The sequence below is a fragment of the Levilactobacillus spicheri DSM 15429 genome (assembly GCF_001435095.1).
Taxonomy (GTDB): domain Bacteria; phylum Bacillota; class Bacilli; order Lactobacillales; family Lactobacillaceae; genus Levilactobacillus; species Levilactobacillus spicheri.
The window spans coordinates 23,054-38,529 of the sequence record NZ_AZFC01000002.1 but is presented as its reverse complement, the minus strand read 5'-3'; the positions used below and the strand labels follow the sequence as shown (position 1 = coordinate 38,529).

Annotated in this window: 16 protein-coding genes; 15 read left to right on the top strand and 1 reads right to left on the bottom strand. The window is 56.4% G+C overall.

Features of this window, described 5'->3' with window-relative positions; genetic code table 11:
• Positions 1-77 precede the first annotated feature (77 nt).
• The 13 genes from FD37_RS00745 to holA all read left to right on the top strand — a co-directional run bounded on the left by FD37_RS00745 (position 78) and on the right by holA (position 12,451).
• Complete coding sequence (locus FD37_RS00745) at positions 78-983, top strand: Rossmann-fold NAD(P)-binding domain-containing protein (protein WP_056962785.1); 906 nt, start codon at positions 78-80, stop codon at positions 981-983.
• Positions 980-1,267, top strand: coding sequence for a UPF0223 family protein (locus FD37_RS00740; RefSeq protein WP_045807977.1), 288 nt, complete (start codon positions 980-982; stop codon positions 1,265-1,267). Before FD37_RS00745 ends, FD37_RS00740 begins: the two co-directional genes overlap by 4 nt.
• Positions 1,268-1,275: 8 nt before the next feature.
• Complete coding sequence (locus FD37_RS00735) at positions 1,276-2,070, top strand: inositol monophosphatase family protein (protein WP_056962784.1); 795 nt, start codon at positions 1,276-1,278, stop codon at positions 2,068-2,070.
• Between the two features lie 137 nt (positions 2,071-2,207).
• Positions 2,208-4,052: a translational GTPase TypA gene (gene typA / locus FD37_RS00730; RefSeq protein ID WP_056962782.1), complete on the top strand. Its 1,845-nt coding sequence runs from the start codon at positions 2,208-2,210 to the stop codon at positions 4,050-4,052.
• 145 nt (positions 4,053-4,197) lie between these two features.
• On the top strand, positions 4,198-5,376 hold the full coding sequence (locus FD37_RS00725) for an FtsW/RodA/SpoVE family cell cycle protein (protein ID WP_056962780.1): 1,179 nt from the start codon (positions 4,198-4,200) through the stop codon (positions 5,374-5,376).
• Between the two features lie 13 nt (positions 5,377-5,389).
• The gene (locus FD37_RS00720; protein ID WP_045807973.1) at positions 5,390-5,677 is read left to right on the top strand and encodes a YlbG family protein; all 288 of its coding nucleotides are present in this window, start codon (positions 5,390-5,392) and stop codon (positions 5,675-5,677) included.
• Complete coding sequence (gene rsmD, locus FD37_RS00715) at positions 5,674-6,228, top strand: 16S rRNA (guanine(966)-N(2))-methyltransferase RsmD (RefSeq protein WP_056962778.1); 555 nt, start codon at positions 5,674-5,676, stop codon at positions 6,226-6,228. Before FD37_RS00720 ends, rsmD begins: the two co-directional genes overlap by 4 nt.
• 6 nt (positions 6,229-6,234) lie before the next feature.
• Positions 6,235-6,720 carry a pantetheine-phosphate adenylyltransferase gene (gene coaD / locus FD37_RS00710; protein ID WP_056962776.1) on the top strand — a complete coding sequence of 162 codons (486 nt, stop codon included), beginning with the start codon at positions 6,235-6,237 and terminating at the stop codon, positions 6,718-6,720.
• Positions 6,721-7,782: a SepM family pheromone-processing serine protease gene (locus FD37_RS00705; RefSeq protein ID WP_056962774.1), complete on the top strand. Its 1,062-nt coding sequence runs from the start codon at positions 6,721-6,723 to the stop codon at positions 7,780-7,782.
• 172 nt (positions 7,783-7,954) lie between these two features.
• Positions 7,955-8,629 carry a helix-hairpin-helix domain-containing protein gene (locus FD37_RS00700; protein WP_056962772.1) on the top strand — a complete coding sequence of 225 codons (675 nt, stop codon included), beginning with the start codon at positions 7,955-7,957 and terminating at the stop codon, positions 8,627-8,629.
• A 37-nt stretch (positions 8,630-8,666) separates the two neighbouring features.
• Complete coding sequence (locus FD37_RS00695; RefSeq protein WP_045807968.1) at positions 8,667-9,155, top strand: ComE operon protein 2; 489 nt, start codon at positions 8,667-8,669, stop codon at positions 9,153-9,155.
• Positions 9,156-11,420 carry a DNA internalization-related competence protein ComEC/Rec2 gene (locus FD37_RS00690; RefSeq protein ID WP_056962770.1) on the top strand — a complete coding sequence of 755 codons (2,265 nt, stop codon included), beginning with the start codon at positions 9,156-9,158 and terminating at the stop codon, positions 11,418-11,420.
• Positions 11,417-12,451, top strand: a complete 1,035-nt coding sequence (gene holA / locus FD37_RS00685) for a DNA polymerase III subunit delta (protein ID WP_056962769.1) — start codon at positions 11,417-11,419, stop codon at positions 12,449-12,451. Before FD37_RS00690 ends, holA begins: the two co-directional genes overlap by 4 nt.
• Positions 12,452-12,529: 78 nt before the next feature.
• Here the strand turns inward: holA and rpsT are convergent, their stop codons facing one another.
• Positions 12,530-12,784 carry a 30S ribosomal protein S20 gene (rpsT, locus tag FD37_RS00680; RefSeq protein ID WP_045807966.1) on the bottom strand — a complete coding sequence of 85 codons (255 nt, stop codon included), beginning with the start codon at positions 12,782-12,784 and terminating at the stop codon, positions 12,530-12,532.
• A 278-nt stretch (positions 12,785-13,062) separates the two neighbouring features.
• Here rpsT and rpsO point away from each other — a divergent pair, with 278 nt between their 5' ends.
• Both rpsO and FD37_RS00670 read left to right on the top strand, forming a co-directional pair.
• On the top strand, positions 13,063-13,332 hold the full coding sequence (gene rpsO / locus FD37_RS00675) for a 30S ribosomal protein S15 (protein ID WP_045807965.1): 270 nt from the start codon (positions 13,063-13,065) through the stop codon (positions 13,330-13,332).
• Positions 13,333-13,577: 245 nt separating this feature from the next.
• Positions 13,578-15,452: a ribonuclease J gene (locus FD37_RS00670; RefSeq protein ID WP_056962767.1), complete on the top strand. Its 1,875-nt coding sequence runs from the start codon at positions 13,578-13,580 to the stop codon at positions 15,450-15,452.
• Positions 15,453-15,476: the final 24 nt, after the last annotated feature.

Sequence of the window (15,476 nt, the reverse complement as noted above, 5' to 3'; positions counted from 1 at the left end):
TTTCGGGCTTGCTATCCGGAAGGGTTCACTTATAATGAAAGTATGTGTGACACGAGACTGTGAAGGAGGGGAAGCCCATGAACCCCAAAATAATGATCCGGGGCGGTTTTCAACAAGTTCAAGCGTTGGTCCAGCAGCTCTTGATTGCCGACTTGGCGGTCGAGTGTGTCGTGGTGCCGCAGACGCCCGAAGAAGCGCCCGGCTATCAGGCCATCGTGACCGCCAGTGCCCTGTGTCGGCAGCTGACCGTGCGCATCGGCACCACGGCCGATTACCGCACCGCAACGTGGCTGGTTTTAGTGGACGCGGACGACCCGTTACCCTTACCGGACCAGGTGACGGCCCTGCGGCGGTTGACCAGCCAGATACTGGAGAGCGGCTTTCAGGGTCAGATGATCTTTGCCGGTCAGCATGACGCGATTCTGACGACCTTTGCCTGGAAATTCTCCGGAGCGGCCCTGAACAAGTTGTGGGGGCTCGGCACCTACCCGCTGAACCAGCTGCTGACGCACCGGTTGGCGGAACGGCTCGGGGTGGGCGTCGACATGATCCAGACGACCGTCGTGGGCCAGGCGTTGGCGCCCGTGGTTGCGTGGAGCCGCACCTACGTGGGCCCGACACCACTCCTGATGTACCTGGCGAATGCCGATGCCAAGTTTGGGGCCGACGACCTGGGTAAGATGGCCTCCTGGTTGCAACGGGAATCGCAGGCCTCGCAGGCGACCCTGCGGCGCATGGCCTTGATTCGGCTGTTAGCACGGCTGCTGGTCCAACAAGCACCGATTATTTCCGTGAGTCACCTGCAGGGGGATCAACCGACGTTGGCCATGGCGACCCCGGTGCTGATGACACCGCAAGGGACGCAGCCCATCACCAAGCTGGCCCTTTCGGAAGATGAACAACGGGCCTATGGGGAGCAGGTGACGGCCCTGCAAACCACGATGACCCAATTGGAAGAACACAGAATGGAGGGAAAAGGATGAAGACGGATGCGAATTACGCGTACCCCCTGCAGCCCGACTGGTCGACCGCGGACATTATTACGGTCACCACGTTGTATCAACAGGTCGAGGCGGCCTACGAACAACCGGGTGGGGTCCCGGCACAGACACTCCTAGCGGCCTACCGGGCGTTTCAGACGATTGTGCCCCAGAAGTTTGAGGAAAAACAGCTGGGTCGCGAATTTGAACAAGCGTCGGGATACAGCATTTATCGGACAATCAAGCAGGCCCGTGAAACCACGGGCAAGGTCAAAATGAAAGGATGACGGTAAGCATGGCACAACCGGATTGGCAACAGCTCAGCACGGACGTGATCTCTTTGCTCAAGGAGGGGCGGCGTCAGGTGCTGGCCAAGATGCACCAAACGCTGACGGTCGACGAAAAAACCAGTCGGAAGGACCTGGTCACCAACGTTGATAAGGGCAACGAGCAATTTTTGATTGGCGGCATTCGCGCGTTGGACCCGGACGCCCAAGTCTTGGGTGAAGAGGGCTTTGGGGATACGGTGACCAGCCTGACTGGTCGCGTCTGGATCGTGGACCCCATCGACGGGACCATGAATTTTGTCAAACAACGGGACCACTTTGCCATGATGATCGGCATTTATCAGGATGGCGTGGGGCAGTTGGGCTTTATTTACGATGTCATGAACGACGTGGTCTACGCCGGGGGTCCGGCGGTCGGCGGCGTCTGGGCCAATGACCGTCAGCTCAATGCACCGGCCAACTTGGCCTTGGCGGACGGCTTGATGGGCATGAGTGCGCCGTTAGCCCTGCATGACGTGGCCCATACGCAGGCCATCGTGGAAGCCAGTTCGGGGATGCGGGTCTACGGCAGTGCCGGCATCGAAATTATTCACGTTTTATTAGGCAAGACGTTGGGGTACATCTCACAGCTGAAGCCGTGGGACATCGCGGCCGGACAAATTTTGCTGAACACGCTGGGAGTTCGGGTCTCAACTATTGACGGACAACCGCTCGATATGCTATCATCTAACCTTGTACTAGTAGCGACGGAACAAGCGCAACGTGATATTCTCCGAATTGAAGAAGATGACGTCTCACTGTGACACGGTCACAGTTTTTTTATGCGGCCGGACGGTATGGATGGACTTTTACCTATTAATGACGCTACAATAAAGCGTGCTTACCTTGTAAACATGCCGTGATCCATCTAATTCAACAAGCACGAAAGGAAGAAATATTCTTGAAAACCAGAGATGATATCCGTAACATTGCCATCATTGCCCACGTTGACCACGGGAAAACGACCCTTGTCAACGAAATGCTGAAACAGTCCGATACGTTGGACTCGCACGCCTCCATCGAGGACCGGGCTTTGGACTCCAATGCAATTGAACGGGAACGTGGGATCACGATCCTGTCCAAGAACACTGCCGTGCGTTACGGTGACAAACAAATCAACATCTTGGACACCCCAGGACACGCCGACTTTGGTGGTGAAGTTGAACGAATCATGCGCATGGTTGACGGTGTGCTGTTGGTCGTTGACGCTTACGAAGGAACGATGCCCCAAACGCGGTTCGTTCTGAAGAAGGCCTTGGAACAACACTTGACCCCAATCGTGGTCATCAACAAGGTCGACCGTCCCGGCGCCCGTCCTTCTGAAGTGGTGGACGAAGTGTTGGACCTGTTCATCGAATTAGGTGCCGACGAAGACCAACTGGACTTCCCAGTGGTTTACGCGTCTGCCATGAACGGGACGTCCAGCTACGATCCTGACTTGGATACCCAAGAACACACCATGAAGCCAATCTTTGACACCATCGTGAAGTACATTCCAGCACCAATCGACAACGAAGACGAACCTTTACAGTTCCAAGTTGCCATGTTGGATTACAACGACTTCGTGGGCCGGGTTGGTATCGGCCGGATTTTCCGTGGGAAGATCAAAGTCGGTGACAACGTCACGGTTATGAAGTTGGATGGCTCGAAGCAAAACTTCCGGGTTACCAAGTTGTTCGGTTACTTTGGTCTGAAGCGTTTGGAAATCAACGAAGCCAAGGCCGGTGACTTAATCGCCGTTTCCGGGATGGAAGAAATCAACGTTGGTGAAACGGTGGTTGACCCAGCTCACTTGGAGCCACTTCCATTACTGCGGATCGACGAACCGACCCTGAAGATGACTTTCCGGACCAACGACTCGCCATTTGCTGGTCGTGAAGGGAAGTTCGTGACGTCCCGTCAAATCGAAGAACGGTTGAAGCGTGAGCTGCACACCGACGTTTCGTTGCGGGTCGACGACACGGATAACCCAGGTGCCTGGGTCGTTTCCGGTCGTGGTGAATTGCACTTGTCCATCTTGATTGAAACCATGCGGCGTGAAGGCTACGAATTGCAAGCTTCCCGTCCAGAAGTTATCTACAAGACGATCGACAACGTGCGTTGCGAACCATTCGAATCCGTTCAAATCGATACGCCTGACGAATACACCGGTTCGATCATCGACTCTCTTTCCAAGCGGAAGGGTGAAATGAAGAACATGGAAGCCGTTGGGAACGGTCAAACGCGGTTGACCTTCTTGGCCCCAACGCGTGGGTTGATTGGGTACTCCACGGACTTCCTGTCCATGACTCGTGGTTACGGGATCATGAACCATACCTTCTCCAAGTACATGCCAGTCATCAAGAACTGGAACCCAGGCCGTCGTAACGGGACGCTGGTTTCCATCAACTCTGGTAAGGTGACGACTTACGCCATCATGGCCGTTCAAGACCGGGGGATCATCTTTACCCCAGCCGGAACGGAAGTGTACGAAGGGATGATCATCGGCCAAAACAGTCGTGAAAATGACATTTCTGTCAACATCACGCGTGGCCGGAACCAAACCAACGTCCGGGCTGCCGGTTCCGAAGATATCGCGAAGGTTAAGACGCCATTAGTGATGTCCTTGGAAGAATCACTGGAATTCATCAACGAAGACGAATTCTGTGAAATCACCCCAGAACACGTGCGTTTGCGGAAGCAAATCTTGAACACGAGTGAACGGGAAAAGGCTGCCAAGAAGATGCGTCACGGCAACAACAAGTAATTAAAACTTAATGAAACTTTTACCGGAAGTCAGCGGGGTTCGCCCCGTACGGCTTCCGGTTTTTTTGCGCAAAAAACGGGTATGAGCTATGCTATAATGAAAACATTGCAGTGCGACAGAATAGCAGACTTGGAGCGAATGAACGATGCGGAAGTTAAAATACTTGGACTATTGGATAATGGTCCCTTATCTCATCTTGAGTGTTTTGGGAATTGTGATGGTGTATTCTGCCAGTGCGGACATCGGCTCACAGAATGGGGGAAGTCCGTTTGGCTATCTGGTCAAGCAGACGGTCTTCGTGGTCTTAGGACTCCTGTTACTCGGGGTCATGGTGGCGTTGAACCTCAAGAAATTACGCTCGATGGAGCTACAGGCAGTTGTTTTCGGACTCTTTGTGGCGGCCATGTTAGGGCTCCTGTTATTCGGACAGACGATTAACGGGGCGGCCGGTTGGTTCCGGGTAGGGCCCATCAGCATTCAACCGGCGGAATTCGTGAAGTTCTTTTTGATCATCTACGTGGCCCATGCCGTGGCCGGACGCCAGGAGGAGCTGGAGGCCGGCTATGGCTGGTGGAGTGTCTTCTGGCAGCCCATCGCGGTCAGCGCGGCCCTGATCCTGCTGGTGCTGGCTCAACCCGACTTAGGGGGGGCGGCGATCAGTGCGACCATCGTTGGGGTGATGCTGCTGGCCAGCGGCTTTAACTATAAGCGCGCGGCGGTGTACTTCACGGGCGCCCTCGCGGCGATCATCTGTATCGGCCTGCCCCTGTTAGACAAGTTGTCGCAGATGGGGTTTGCGAAGGACTCTTATAAGTTAAAACGAATCGTGGCCTTTATGAACCCCTTTGAACATTCCCAGGGGGTCGGCCAACAGCTGGTCAACTCCTACTATGCCCTGAGTAACGGGGGCATCCTGGGGGTCGGCTGGGGCAATAGTATTCAAAAGACCGGGTATCTGCCGGAACCCAACACTGACTTTATCATGGCCATTCTGGCGGAAGAGCTGGGGTTGGTCACGGCGGTGGCGGTCCTGGTATTACTATACGTCATCATTATTCGAATTGTGTACATTGGTAAGAACTGTACGACCGCGTACTACGGCCTGATCTGTTACGGGGCGGCGGCTTACTTAGCCGTTCAGTCGTTCTTTAACATCGGCGGGGTGCTGGGATTGGTCCCGATTACCGGGGTCACCTTCCCGTTCATTAGTTACGGGGGATCCAGTACGTTGACCCTGGCGCTGGTCTTGGGCGTGGTCCTGAACATCAGCGCACGTCAGAAGGGGTACCGTCCGGCCGCGGTCGCGCAGGAAGAAACGGAATAAGGAGATGGACAGCATGGCGTTAACGATTCAACCACGACAGAGTCTGATCGTGTATACGTATAGTCTCAAACAGACGCGGCAGCTCAAGCGCTACGGGACCGTCATGTACGTATCCAAGAAGATGCGCTACGTGGTTCTGTACGTCAATCAAGGTGACGTGGAGCAACTCACGGAACAGTTAAAGCAACTGCGGTTCGTTAAACGGGTCGTCCCGTCGATGCGACCCGCCATCAATGAAACGTTTAACGGGTTTGGTGACAAACTCACGACTTCGACAGAGACAAAGGATGATGACGCATGAGAATTGTAGCGGGAGACTTTGGGGGCCGGCGGTTAAAGGCGGTCCCAGGAATGGCGACTCGGCCCACCACGGATAAGGTCAAAGAGGCCATGTTTAACATTATCGGACCGTACTTCGATGGGGGCCGGAGCCTGGACCTATTTGCGGGTTCTGGCGGGCTGAGCATTGAGGCCGTGTCTCGCGGCATCGAGCACGCCGTTTTGATCGATCGGCAGTATGCGGCCATCAAGACTATCAAGGACAACGTGACCGTGACCAAGGCGGCCGACCGTTTTGAGATTCTCAAGCGTGATGCACGCCGGGCCGTCACCGAGTTGGCCCAGCGGGGAGACCAGTTCAACCTGGTCTTTTTTGACCCGCCGTACGCCCAACAGAAGATCGTGCAGCAGATGACCCAGCTGCGGGAGCTGGGTCTATTGGCCCCGGACGCCCGCATCGTGTGTGAAACGGATCAACAGGCGGACCTGCCCGAGGCGGTCCCGGGGTTTGACTTTATCGAGCAACGAAATTATGGCATTACTGTATTAACGATTTATGCGTTGGGAGCGTGAGTGACGATGACGATTGCGGTCTTTCCAGGAAGTTTTGACCCGTTAACGAACGGTCATCTGGACCTGATTCAACGCGCCAGCCGGTTATTTGACCAGTTGGTGGTCGTGGTCGGGCAGAATACGTCGAAAAAGGGCGTTTTTACGCCGACTGAACGGGTCGCCTTCATTCAACAGAGTCTGACCGACCTGCCAAACGTGACGGTGCGCATCGAGAGCGGCCTCACGGTGGCGTTCATGCAGTCGATTGGGGCGACCGTGTTGGTCCGCGGATTGCGGAACAGTGCCGATTTCGAGTACGAACAGGGAATCGCGGGCATGAACCGGCACCTGGATCCCCAGATTGAGACCGTGTGCCTGATGGCGGATGCGCAGTACCAGTTTGTCTCCTCCAGCCTGCTGCGGGAGGTGGCCAAGTTCGACGGGAACCTCGAGCGCCTGGTCCCGCCGGTGGTGGCCCAAGCCCTTCACCAGCGATTAGGAAGTGATGACTAGATGCAGCGATTACGACGAATTTCCAAGCGCCAGTGGTGGCAGGTCCTCTGGACGGCCGTGGCGGTCCTGGCCATCGTGGCCTTCTTTATGCTGCCCTTGCCCCGCTACATTGAAGGGCCGGGGGAAGCCGATGATCTGAAGACCTTCGTGAAGATGCCCGGTCATCCGGACCAGCGCAGTGGAAAATTCATGATCACGTCGGTCGCACTGGCCCAGGCCCGACCGGTGAGTTACCTCTACGCCAAGTTGAACCCGTACTACTCTATTGAGAAACCGGAAGCCGTGACGGGCGGCGAGAGTAACGCGACCTATACCAAGGTCCAGGACTTCTACATGCAAAGTGCCATCAACGAGTCCATCTATACGGCTTACCGGGCGGCCAAGCAGCCGGTGACCCGGCGGTACCTGGGCATCTACGTGTTGAGCGTGGATAGCCAGTCACCCTTTAAGAAATGGTTGAAGGTGGGCGATACGGTCACCAAGGTCAACGGCCACCATTTTAATACCATGGTGGGGTACCAGAGCTATATTCAAAAACAACCGGTCGGCGCTCGCGCCACCATCACCTACCAGCACAACGGTCGGACCAAGACGGCCACGGCGAAGCTGATGCGGCTTCCCACCAAGAAGGCGGGGATTGGCATCACGTTGACCGATAACGTCAAGGTTCAGCCGAAGACCAAAGTGACGGTCGATCCCGGTAACATTGGCGGCCCGTCCGGCGGCCTGATGTTTAGTCTGCAGATCTATACGCAACTGACCGGGCAGAATCTGCGCCACGGGCGGAAGATCGCCGGGACCGGAACGGTCGACGGCAACGGTAACGTAGGCGAAATCGGCGGCATCGATAAGAAGATCATCGCGGCCAAGCGCGCGGGGGCCACGGTCTTCTTTGCGCCTTACGTGAAGCCGACGAAGCTGCTCCTGAAGTATGAGGAGCATCACCAGACTAATTACCAGTTGGCGAAGGCGACGGCGAAGCGGTACGCTCCGGATATGAAAGTTGTCCCCGTAAAAACGTTCAATGATGCGGTCCAGTATCTCAAGACGCATCCGTCATAGTTAGTGACTTCCTGAGGGGGTATGACCCGAGGAAGCCATTTTTGCGTTGGCGGGGTGTTCGTCAGGTGAGTGGGGGTAACGTGCCAGAAAAACTTTTTGAGAAAAATTTGAGGGCATTTTTGAAAGACTGGGAGGCGTTTGCCGGAACCTACAGGGAAAGGGAGGAACGCTCATGGATAGGATTGGTGATTGGTGGCAAGGATTAACGCGAAAAATGCAACTGGTGGGGGTACTGATCGGCGCCGGTATTCTGTTGTTAGGCGGCTGGTGGTTGCGGCCCCAGCCAACGGCCCTGCCGCCCGCGACGCCGCCCCCGGTCAGTCAGGGGGCCCATGCGTCGACAGCGACTTCAACCAAGGCCGCGCATCAGGCCGCGACGAAGACCAAGATTTACGTGGACGTTCAGGGGGCGGTGCATCAACCGGGGCTCTATGCGTTTCAACCGGGGATGCGGGTGGCGGATGCCTTACGGGTCGCCGGCGGGCTCTTGTCCCGGGCGGACCGCCGGCAGGTCAACCTAGCGGCGCAGTTGACGGATCAGCAACAGTTGGTCATCCCGGCGAAGGGTGAGAAGAAATCGGCGCCGGCGCCCACGTCGCCAGCCAGCGCAGGGAGTTCCCGGGGAGCGAGCAGCGCTGCGGCCAGTGCGGGGACGCCCATCAACCTGAATACGGCCACCCTGACGGACCTGCAACAGCTAACGGGGATCGGGGCCAAAAAAGCCCAGAAAATTATTGACTACCGAACGGAACACGGCGACTTCAAGACGGTGCGTGATCTGACTCAGGTAGCGGGCTTTGGCGAGAAGACGGTCGCCCGCTTAGAGCCCCAACTGACGGTGGGCTGACGTGGTATACTAGACAGATATTAGGCAGAAATGGGGCATGAACGTGAGAAAAGAACGGATTCCTTGGGACCAATATTTCATGTTACAAGCACTGGTGATTTCGACGCGGAGTACCTGCAATCGCTTGTCGGTCGGCGCCATCATCGTGCGTGACCGGCGCATCATTGCGGGAGGCTATAACGGCTCCGTATCGGGCGATGACCACTGTTTAGACGAGGGTTGCTACCTGGTTGACGGGCACTGCCTGCGAACGATTCACGCTGAGATGAACGCCGTTTTACAGTGCGCCAAGTTTGGTGAGCCCACGGCGAACGCGGAGATCTACGTGACCGACTTCCCGTGCCTGCAGTGCACCAAGATGCTCTTGCAAGCGGGCATCACCAAGATCACCTATCTGCGGAACTACCACAATGATCCGTACGCGCAGAAGCTCTTAAAGTTAAAAAACGTGACGGTCAATCAGGTCACGGTCGACCCGGCGTTAGTGAAGCAGCTGCCCATCTTCGATCAGGAGACGCCCCACTAGATGCGGCGGTACAGCTTTTTTGTGGTCTTACCCCTGGCGGCCGTCAGTGTGATGCTGGGGGGCCACTTCTGGGGTGGCAGTGTCCTGTTAGGCGTGACGCTCGGCCGGCTGGTGGCGTTGCGTCACTGGCGGATCGTGGTGCTGGGGCTGATCTTAGCCCTCGGCTTTGGCGGGTGGCTGGTGAGTCGGCAACGCCGCTTGACCAACCGTCGCTTGAGCGTGACGCAGGTCACCCCGCAAACGGTACGGCTTCGCGTGGCTCCCGATAGCGTGAGCATTCGGGGGACCGGCTACCACTTAGTTGGCCACCGAGCCGATGGGGAACGATTATTGGTGCACGGTCAGCTACGGTCGGTGGCGGAACTGCGGACCCTCCAACACCTGACGGTCCCCACCGAGTGGGTGGTGACGGGTGCGGCGCAGGGCCTTCTCCCCGCCCCCAACCAGCATCAATTTGATGCCGCACGGTACTGGGAACACCGGGGCGTCGTGAACACGTTACGGGTGACCGGCCCGTTGCACCTGCGACCGGTGGCGAGTGACGCCCGTCACTGGTGGGGCGATTACTGGCATGGATGGCGGAGCCGGCTGATTCAGCGGTGCCAGCGGTTGCCGGGCGCCCTTAAGGTCTACGCCCTGGGATTGTTTCCGGGAAGCCGGGCGACCGAAGCGGCCCAAGAGCTGGCCGGCATGCAACGGCTAGGGCTGATCCACTTGTTCGCCATCTCGGGCCTGCACGTGGCGCTATTGTTAACGGTCCTGGAGTGGAGTGCCGTCCACCTTCACCTGTCACGTGAGTGGTGGGAGTGGGGCCTGTTACTCCTCCTGCCGGGTTACGCCGTCTTGGCGGGCGGTGGCAGTGGGGTCTTACGGGCCTGTTGGATGCGGGCTGTCCAGTTGGGGGCCCGCCGGACGGGTCATTCGGTGGATGGCTTGACGGCCTGGTCCGTGGCGTTGGGAGTCGGATTATGGCAAAATCCCGGCCTCTTATTTGAGCTGGGCAGCCAGTTGAGTTACGGCCTGTCGCTGGGGCTGATTTTGCTGCCCCCGTTGTCTGCCGGGTGGCGGCAGCTGAGTTTAACGTTGCTGAGCTTACCCAGCCTATTAACGGGCATCTTTCAGTGGCACGGGTTGACCATTCTGGCCAATGCGGTGGTGGTCCCGCTGTTTCCCCTAGTGATTCTTCCAGTCACGGTCGTGGGCACGACCGTGGGACCGGTGTTTCCGGGCATCGCCCGCGCTTGTGCAGCGGTCCTGGGGACGTTCGATGCGGGCCTTACGGGGCTGGCGAGCTTGCCAGGCAACGTGCTTTTTGGTCGTCCCGCTTGGTGGATTGCCTGGGCGTGGTTGGCGGGGACCTGGTGGCTTCTGAGCCGACCGTCCCGGGAGCGACGCCGGGGAGTAAAGTGGCTGGTGGCGAGTTACGTGGTCGTCTTCGGGGTGATTCACCTGCCCCTGACCGGCGAGGTGACCTACTTTGACGTGGGGCAGGGGGACAGTATCCTCATCCGCGAACCCCTGAATCGTCACGTGACGCTGATCGACGTGGGTGGCCGCCTAGCCTTTCCCCAACCGCACTGGGCACCGCCACAGGCCGTCCAATACGGGGCGACCCATACCTCCATTAACTACTTAAAAAGTCTGGGGATCGACCATGTCGACGACGTGTACCTGACACACCACGATGCCGACCATATCGGGGACTTGCCGGCAATCTTACAAAATCTGCGGGTCCGCCGGTTATTGGTCCCCGCCGGCATGGAGCGTGAGCCCGGCTGGCAACGACTGCTGCGTGGCGCTCCGCGGGTCACCATTCAACCGTTACAGGTGGGGATGGCTGCCGGATTGCGCGTATGGCACCCCTTTCGTCCGGGCGTGGCCGATAACGGCGGTTCGTTGGCGTTGCAGGGGCGGTATGGGGGTCTGAACTTCTGGTTCATGGGGGATCTCGATCAGGCCGGTGAGCGGCAGATCCTGGCCACCGGGCTGCCCATCCACGCCGACGTCTTAAAGGTGGGGCACCACGGCAGTAAAACGGCCACGGCCCCCGCGTTCGTGCGACAGTTGCGGCCCCGGTTGGCCATTATTTCGGCCGGTCGACACAACCGTTACGGACATCCGGACCAGGAGACACTGGCCACGCTGCGTCAACAGCACGTGCCGTATTGGTCGACCCAGGAAAACGGCATGATTCGGTATACTTACTGGGGCCAGCGGGGAAGCTGGTCCACAAAACTACATTTACGGGAGGCGTCATCGACGTGACCATTACACAATTATTAAAAGCGCTCAAAACGGGTCAATCGCTGGATCACCTCTACCTCATCATGGGGCAAATGGACTATTTCCAACGCCGGTTAAAGACGGCCTTTAAGCAGCTGGTACCCGTCGAGGAACAGGCGATGAATTACGCGAGCTACGATTTAGAGACGGTGCCGCTGGCGGTCGGTTTAGACGACGCCATGGCCGCCCCGTTCTTCGGGGAACGGCGGGTCGTGTGTTTGGACGATCCGGTCTTCTTGACCGGGGAGACCAAAAAGTCGAAGGTGACCCACGACCTGGACAGTTTGGAAAAATATTTGGCGGCGCCCATGGACAGCACGATCTTGGTCTTCTTTGCGCCGTACGCCAAGTTAGACGGCCGCAAAAAAATCGTGAAGCAACTCAAAAAAGCCGCGACGACCATCGAGTTGAACGACTTTTCGGAGCGGGACGTGCGCCAATTCTTCGAGGCTCAGTTGACCCAAGACGGGTTTACGATGGCCCCGGCGGCGTTGAATCAGCTGGTTCAGCGCACCGACGCGGACCTGACCCTGATGATGAACGAAAAGGATAAGCTCGAACTCTTTACCCATCCGGAAAAGACGATTCAGTTGGATGCGGTGACGGGGCTGGTCCGGCAGACGTTGACCCAAAACGTCTTTGACCTGGTCAACCGGGTACTGGCCAAGAACACGGCCGGGGCGGTGACGCTGTACCGGGAACTTCTGCAAGCCAAGGAGGAGCCTTTGCGCATCAACGCCATCTTACAGGGGCAATTCCGTCTGTTGATTCAGACCAAGGTGTTGGCGAAGCAGGGGTATAGCCAGGGCAAGCTGGCCAGTACCCTGAAGGTTCACCCGTACCGTGTGAAGTTGGCGTTGCAGACGCAGCGACGCTTCCAATTAGCCGACCTGAATCGGGCCTACTTGGGTCTCTTTCGGGTCGAACGGCAGATGAAGTCCAGCACGCTTGATCCGGAACTGCTCTTCTCGCTCTTCATGACGCAGTTTGCCGGCCAGCGGGTGACCGTTTAAGGCAATTGACCACAAAAAAAGACCCGACCAACGAAGGTCGAGTCTTTTTTTATCATCTAATCGCGATAGATTAATTGACTACTTAGCTAAACGGGCAGCCATCCGTGACTTGTCACGGGAAGCCTTGTTCCGCTTGATCAGGCCCTTAGAAGCGGCCTTGTCAACAGCAGCGCTTGCTAAACGGAATAATTCTTCCGCGTTGTCAGCACCGGCAGTCTTAGCTTGTTCGAAACGCTTAACGGCAGTCCGCATAGTACTTAATTGGGCTGAGTTCCGTTCGTTGGCCTTAACGTTCGTCTTGGCACGTTCGATAGCAGATTTGATAATTGGCATAAATGTTTCACCTCCGAGTGAGAAATCCTGGTACCGGAAATCTTAATTTCAACGTATGCTATTATACAGAAGCCACCAGATGAATGCAATACCCTGTCCAGATAATTGTAAAGTAATTCTACTTGATAGGTGATTCAACAACAAAACTTGCTATTTAGCGGCAATTCCAGTAATATAAGGAACTGTGCTAAAAGCACAAACCCTTAACTTAGTTTGTTCGGCGGCCACCGACGACTTACTCAGTTTGGGGCACTTATATGAAAGGGTGGTAATTTACCATGGCTATTAGTCAAGCAAAGAAGAACGAAATCATCAAGCAATACGCACGTCACGAAGGCGATACGGGTTCAACGGAGGTTCAAGTTGCCGTATTGACCGCTGATATCAACGAAATCAACGTGCACATGCAAAACCACCGTAAGGACTTCCATTCCCAACGTGGTTTGATGAAGAAGATCGGTCACCGTCGTAACCTGTTGGCTTACTTACGGAAGACGGATGTTCAACGTTACCGTGAATTGATCAAGAGCTTGGGTCTTCGTCGTTAATCCGACGAACCGCCGACAAAGTCCGTTCCCTGTTGGGGAATGGGCTTTTTTTATACCTGACATTATTGGCTAAAAAGACCGGAATCACGGCACCGACGACACTAATGGGTTTCCTAAAAGCACGAATAATGATAGACTAAGGTAAGTTTAATTACGGACGAATCGCGGTGGACGTTACCCGCGAAGCAATAACTGGAGAATCTCCGGTATCAAACATGAATGAAAGAGTTATTTGAGGTGAACTTATGAGTGCAAAAATTAAGATTATCCCGTTCGGCGGTGTCCGCGAGAACGGTAAGAACATGTATGCGGTCGACGTTAACGGCAGTATTTACATTTTAGACTGTGGGTTAAAGTACCCGGAAAATGAATTATTGGGGATCGACGTGGTCATTCCGGACTGGTCGTATCTCCGGGAAAACAAGGACCGCATCGTGGGCGTCTTCCTGACCCACGGCCATGCCGATGCCATCGGCGCGTTACCGTACTTCTTGAGTGAGTTTAACGTGCCCGTCTTCGGGTCCGAGATGACGATCGCGCTGGCGAAGATCAACGTGGCCGCCGAACCCAACGTCAAGAACTACGACGATTTTCACGTTATCGATGAAAAGACGGAAATCGACTTTGGCGACGTGGTGGTTTCCTTCTTCGCGACGACCCACTCAATCCCAGAATCCCTGGGGATCGTTCTGAAGACCGACGAAGGCCGCATCGTTTACACCGGGGACTTCAAGTTCGACCAGACGGCGAAGCCCGGTTATCAGACCGACTACGCGCGTCTCGGGGCGATTGGGCAGTCGGGAGTCCTGGCACTCCTGAGTGACTCCGCCAACGCCGAGAACCCTAGCATGAACGCTTCCGAACAGACGTTAGCCGAATCGATCGAGGAGACGTTCCACTACCGCGACGGGCGCATCATCGTGGCCTGCGTGGCGTCGAACATCCTGCGTATCCAACAGGTCTTTGACGCGGCCGTTAAGACCGGTCGTAAGGTCTGCTTGACCGGTAAGGATCTGGAAAAGATCGTGAATACGGCCATGCAACTGGGGAAGCTGTCCTTTGACGACGACCTGCTGGTCACCCCAGACCAATTGGACGCGTTGGCGCCCGGTGAGACCGTGATTTTACAGACCGGGAAGATGGGCGAGCCCATCAAGGCGATCCAACGAATGGCCAACAAGCAGGAAAAACAATTGAATATCCAACCGGGTGACTTGGTTTACATCGTGACCACGCCATCCCACGCGATGGACACGACCGTGGCGCAGACCCGGGACATGATCTACCGGGCGGGGGGCGAAGTCAAGGCCATCTCCGATGAACTGAATTCCTCGGGTCACGCCTACAAGCGGGACCTGCAGCTGATGTTGAACCTGATGAAGCCGAAGTATCTGATCCCAATTCAGGGGGAATACCGGCTGTTGAACGCCCACGCACAGGCGGCCCTGGAACTGGGGATGAAGCCCGAAAACATCTTTATCCTGGCCAAGGGTGACGTGCTGACGTATGCGAACGGCGAGATGGGCCTGGGTGAAGGCATCGACGTGAGCGACACCATGATCGACGGTATCGGGGTCGGTGATATTGGGAACATCGTACTGCGGGATCGGAAGGTCTTGGCCGACGATGGGATCTTTATCGCCGTTGTGACGATTGACCGGAAGAAGAAACAGATCGTGGCGGAACCCAAGATCACGTCGCGGGGCTTCGTGTACGTCAAGGCCAATAAGGACTTGATGCACGAGAGCGCCGAGATCATCTGCAAGACGGTGCAGAATAATCTGGACAATAAGGAATTCGATTGGGGACACTTGAAGCAGGACGTCCGGGAACATCTCAGCCACTACCTGTTCGAGCAGACCCATCGCCGGCCCGTGATCTTGCCCGTCATCATGGAGGTCAACCAACATCACCGGCGCTCAGGGAAGAGCAAGACGGCGACGAAGGCCAGCCAGCCCGCGCAACCAGCAAGTAAGCAGACCCACCAGACGAAGGGACAGAAGAAGGCGCCCAAAGACGCCAACGCGGCGAACCAGCCCGCGCACAAGTCCCGGAATCACCGTCGGCGGCGGCACAGTTCTGCCAAGCACGCCACGGCGAACACGGACCAACAAGCTTAATGAATGAACGGTTTTAGCAAGTGG

What these genes read in the sequence shown, in the direction of transcription:
- FD37_RS00725 (WP_056962780.1), top strand. Translation starts at nt 4,198, where the DNA reads ATGCGGAAGTTAAAATACTTGGACTATTGGATAATGGTCCCTTATCTC.
- rpsT (WP_045807966.1), bottom strand. Translation starts at nt 12,784, where the DNA reads ATGCCAATTATCAAATCTGCTATCGAACGTGCCAAGACGAACGTTAAG.
- FD37_RS00720 (WP_045807973.1), top strand. Translation starts at nt 5,390, where the DNA reads ATGGCGTTAACGATTCAACCACGACAGAGTCTGATCGTGTATACGTAT.
- FD37_RS00695 (WP_045807968.1), top strand. Translation starts at nt 8,667, where the DNA reads ATGAACGTGAGAAAAGAACGGATTCCTTGGGACCAATATTTCATGTTA.
- FD37_RS00735 (WP_056962784.1), top strand. Translation starts at nt 1,276, where the DNA reads ATGGCACAACCGGATTGGCAACAGCTCAGCACGGACGTGATCTCTTTG.
- rsmD (WP_056962778.1), top strand. Translation starts at nt 5,674, where the DNA reads ATGAGAATTGTAGCGGGAGACTTTGGGGGCCGGCGGTTAAAGGCGGTC.
- FD37_RS00705 (WP_056962774.1), top strand. Translation starts at nt 6,721, where the DNA reads ATGCAGCGATTACGACGAATTTCCAAGCGCCAGTGGTGGCAGGTCCTC.
- FD37_RS00700 (WP_056962772.1), top strand. Translation starts at nt 7,955, where the DNA reads ATGGATAGGATTGGTGATTGGTGGCAAGGATTAACGCGAAAAATGCAA.
- FD37_RS00745 (WP_056962785.1), top strand. Translation starts at nt 78, where the DNA reads ATGAACCCCAAAATAATGATCCGGGGCGGTTTTCAACAAGTTCAAGCG.
- rpsO (WP_045807965.1), top strand. Translation starts at nt 13,063, where the DNA reads ATGGCTATTAGTCAAGCAAAGAAGAACGAAATCATCAAGCAATACGCA.
- FD37_RS00670 (WP_056962767.1), top strand. Translation starts at nt 13,578, where the DNA reads ATGAGTGCAAAAATTAAGATTATCCCGTTCGGCGGTGTCCGCGAGAAC.
- coaD (WP_056962776.1), top strand. Translation starts at nt 6,235, where the DNA reads ATGACGATTGCGGTCTTTCCAGGAAGTTTTGACCCGTTAACGAACGGT.
- FD37_RS00740 (WP_045807977.1), top strand. Translation starts at nt 980, where the DNA reads ATGAAGACGGATGCGAATTACGCGTACCCCCTGCAGCCCGACTGGTCG.
- FD37_RS00690 (WP_056962770.1), top strand. Translation starts at nt 9,156, where the DNA reads ATGCGGCGGTACAGCTTTTTTGTGGTCTTACCCCTGGCGGCCGTCAGT.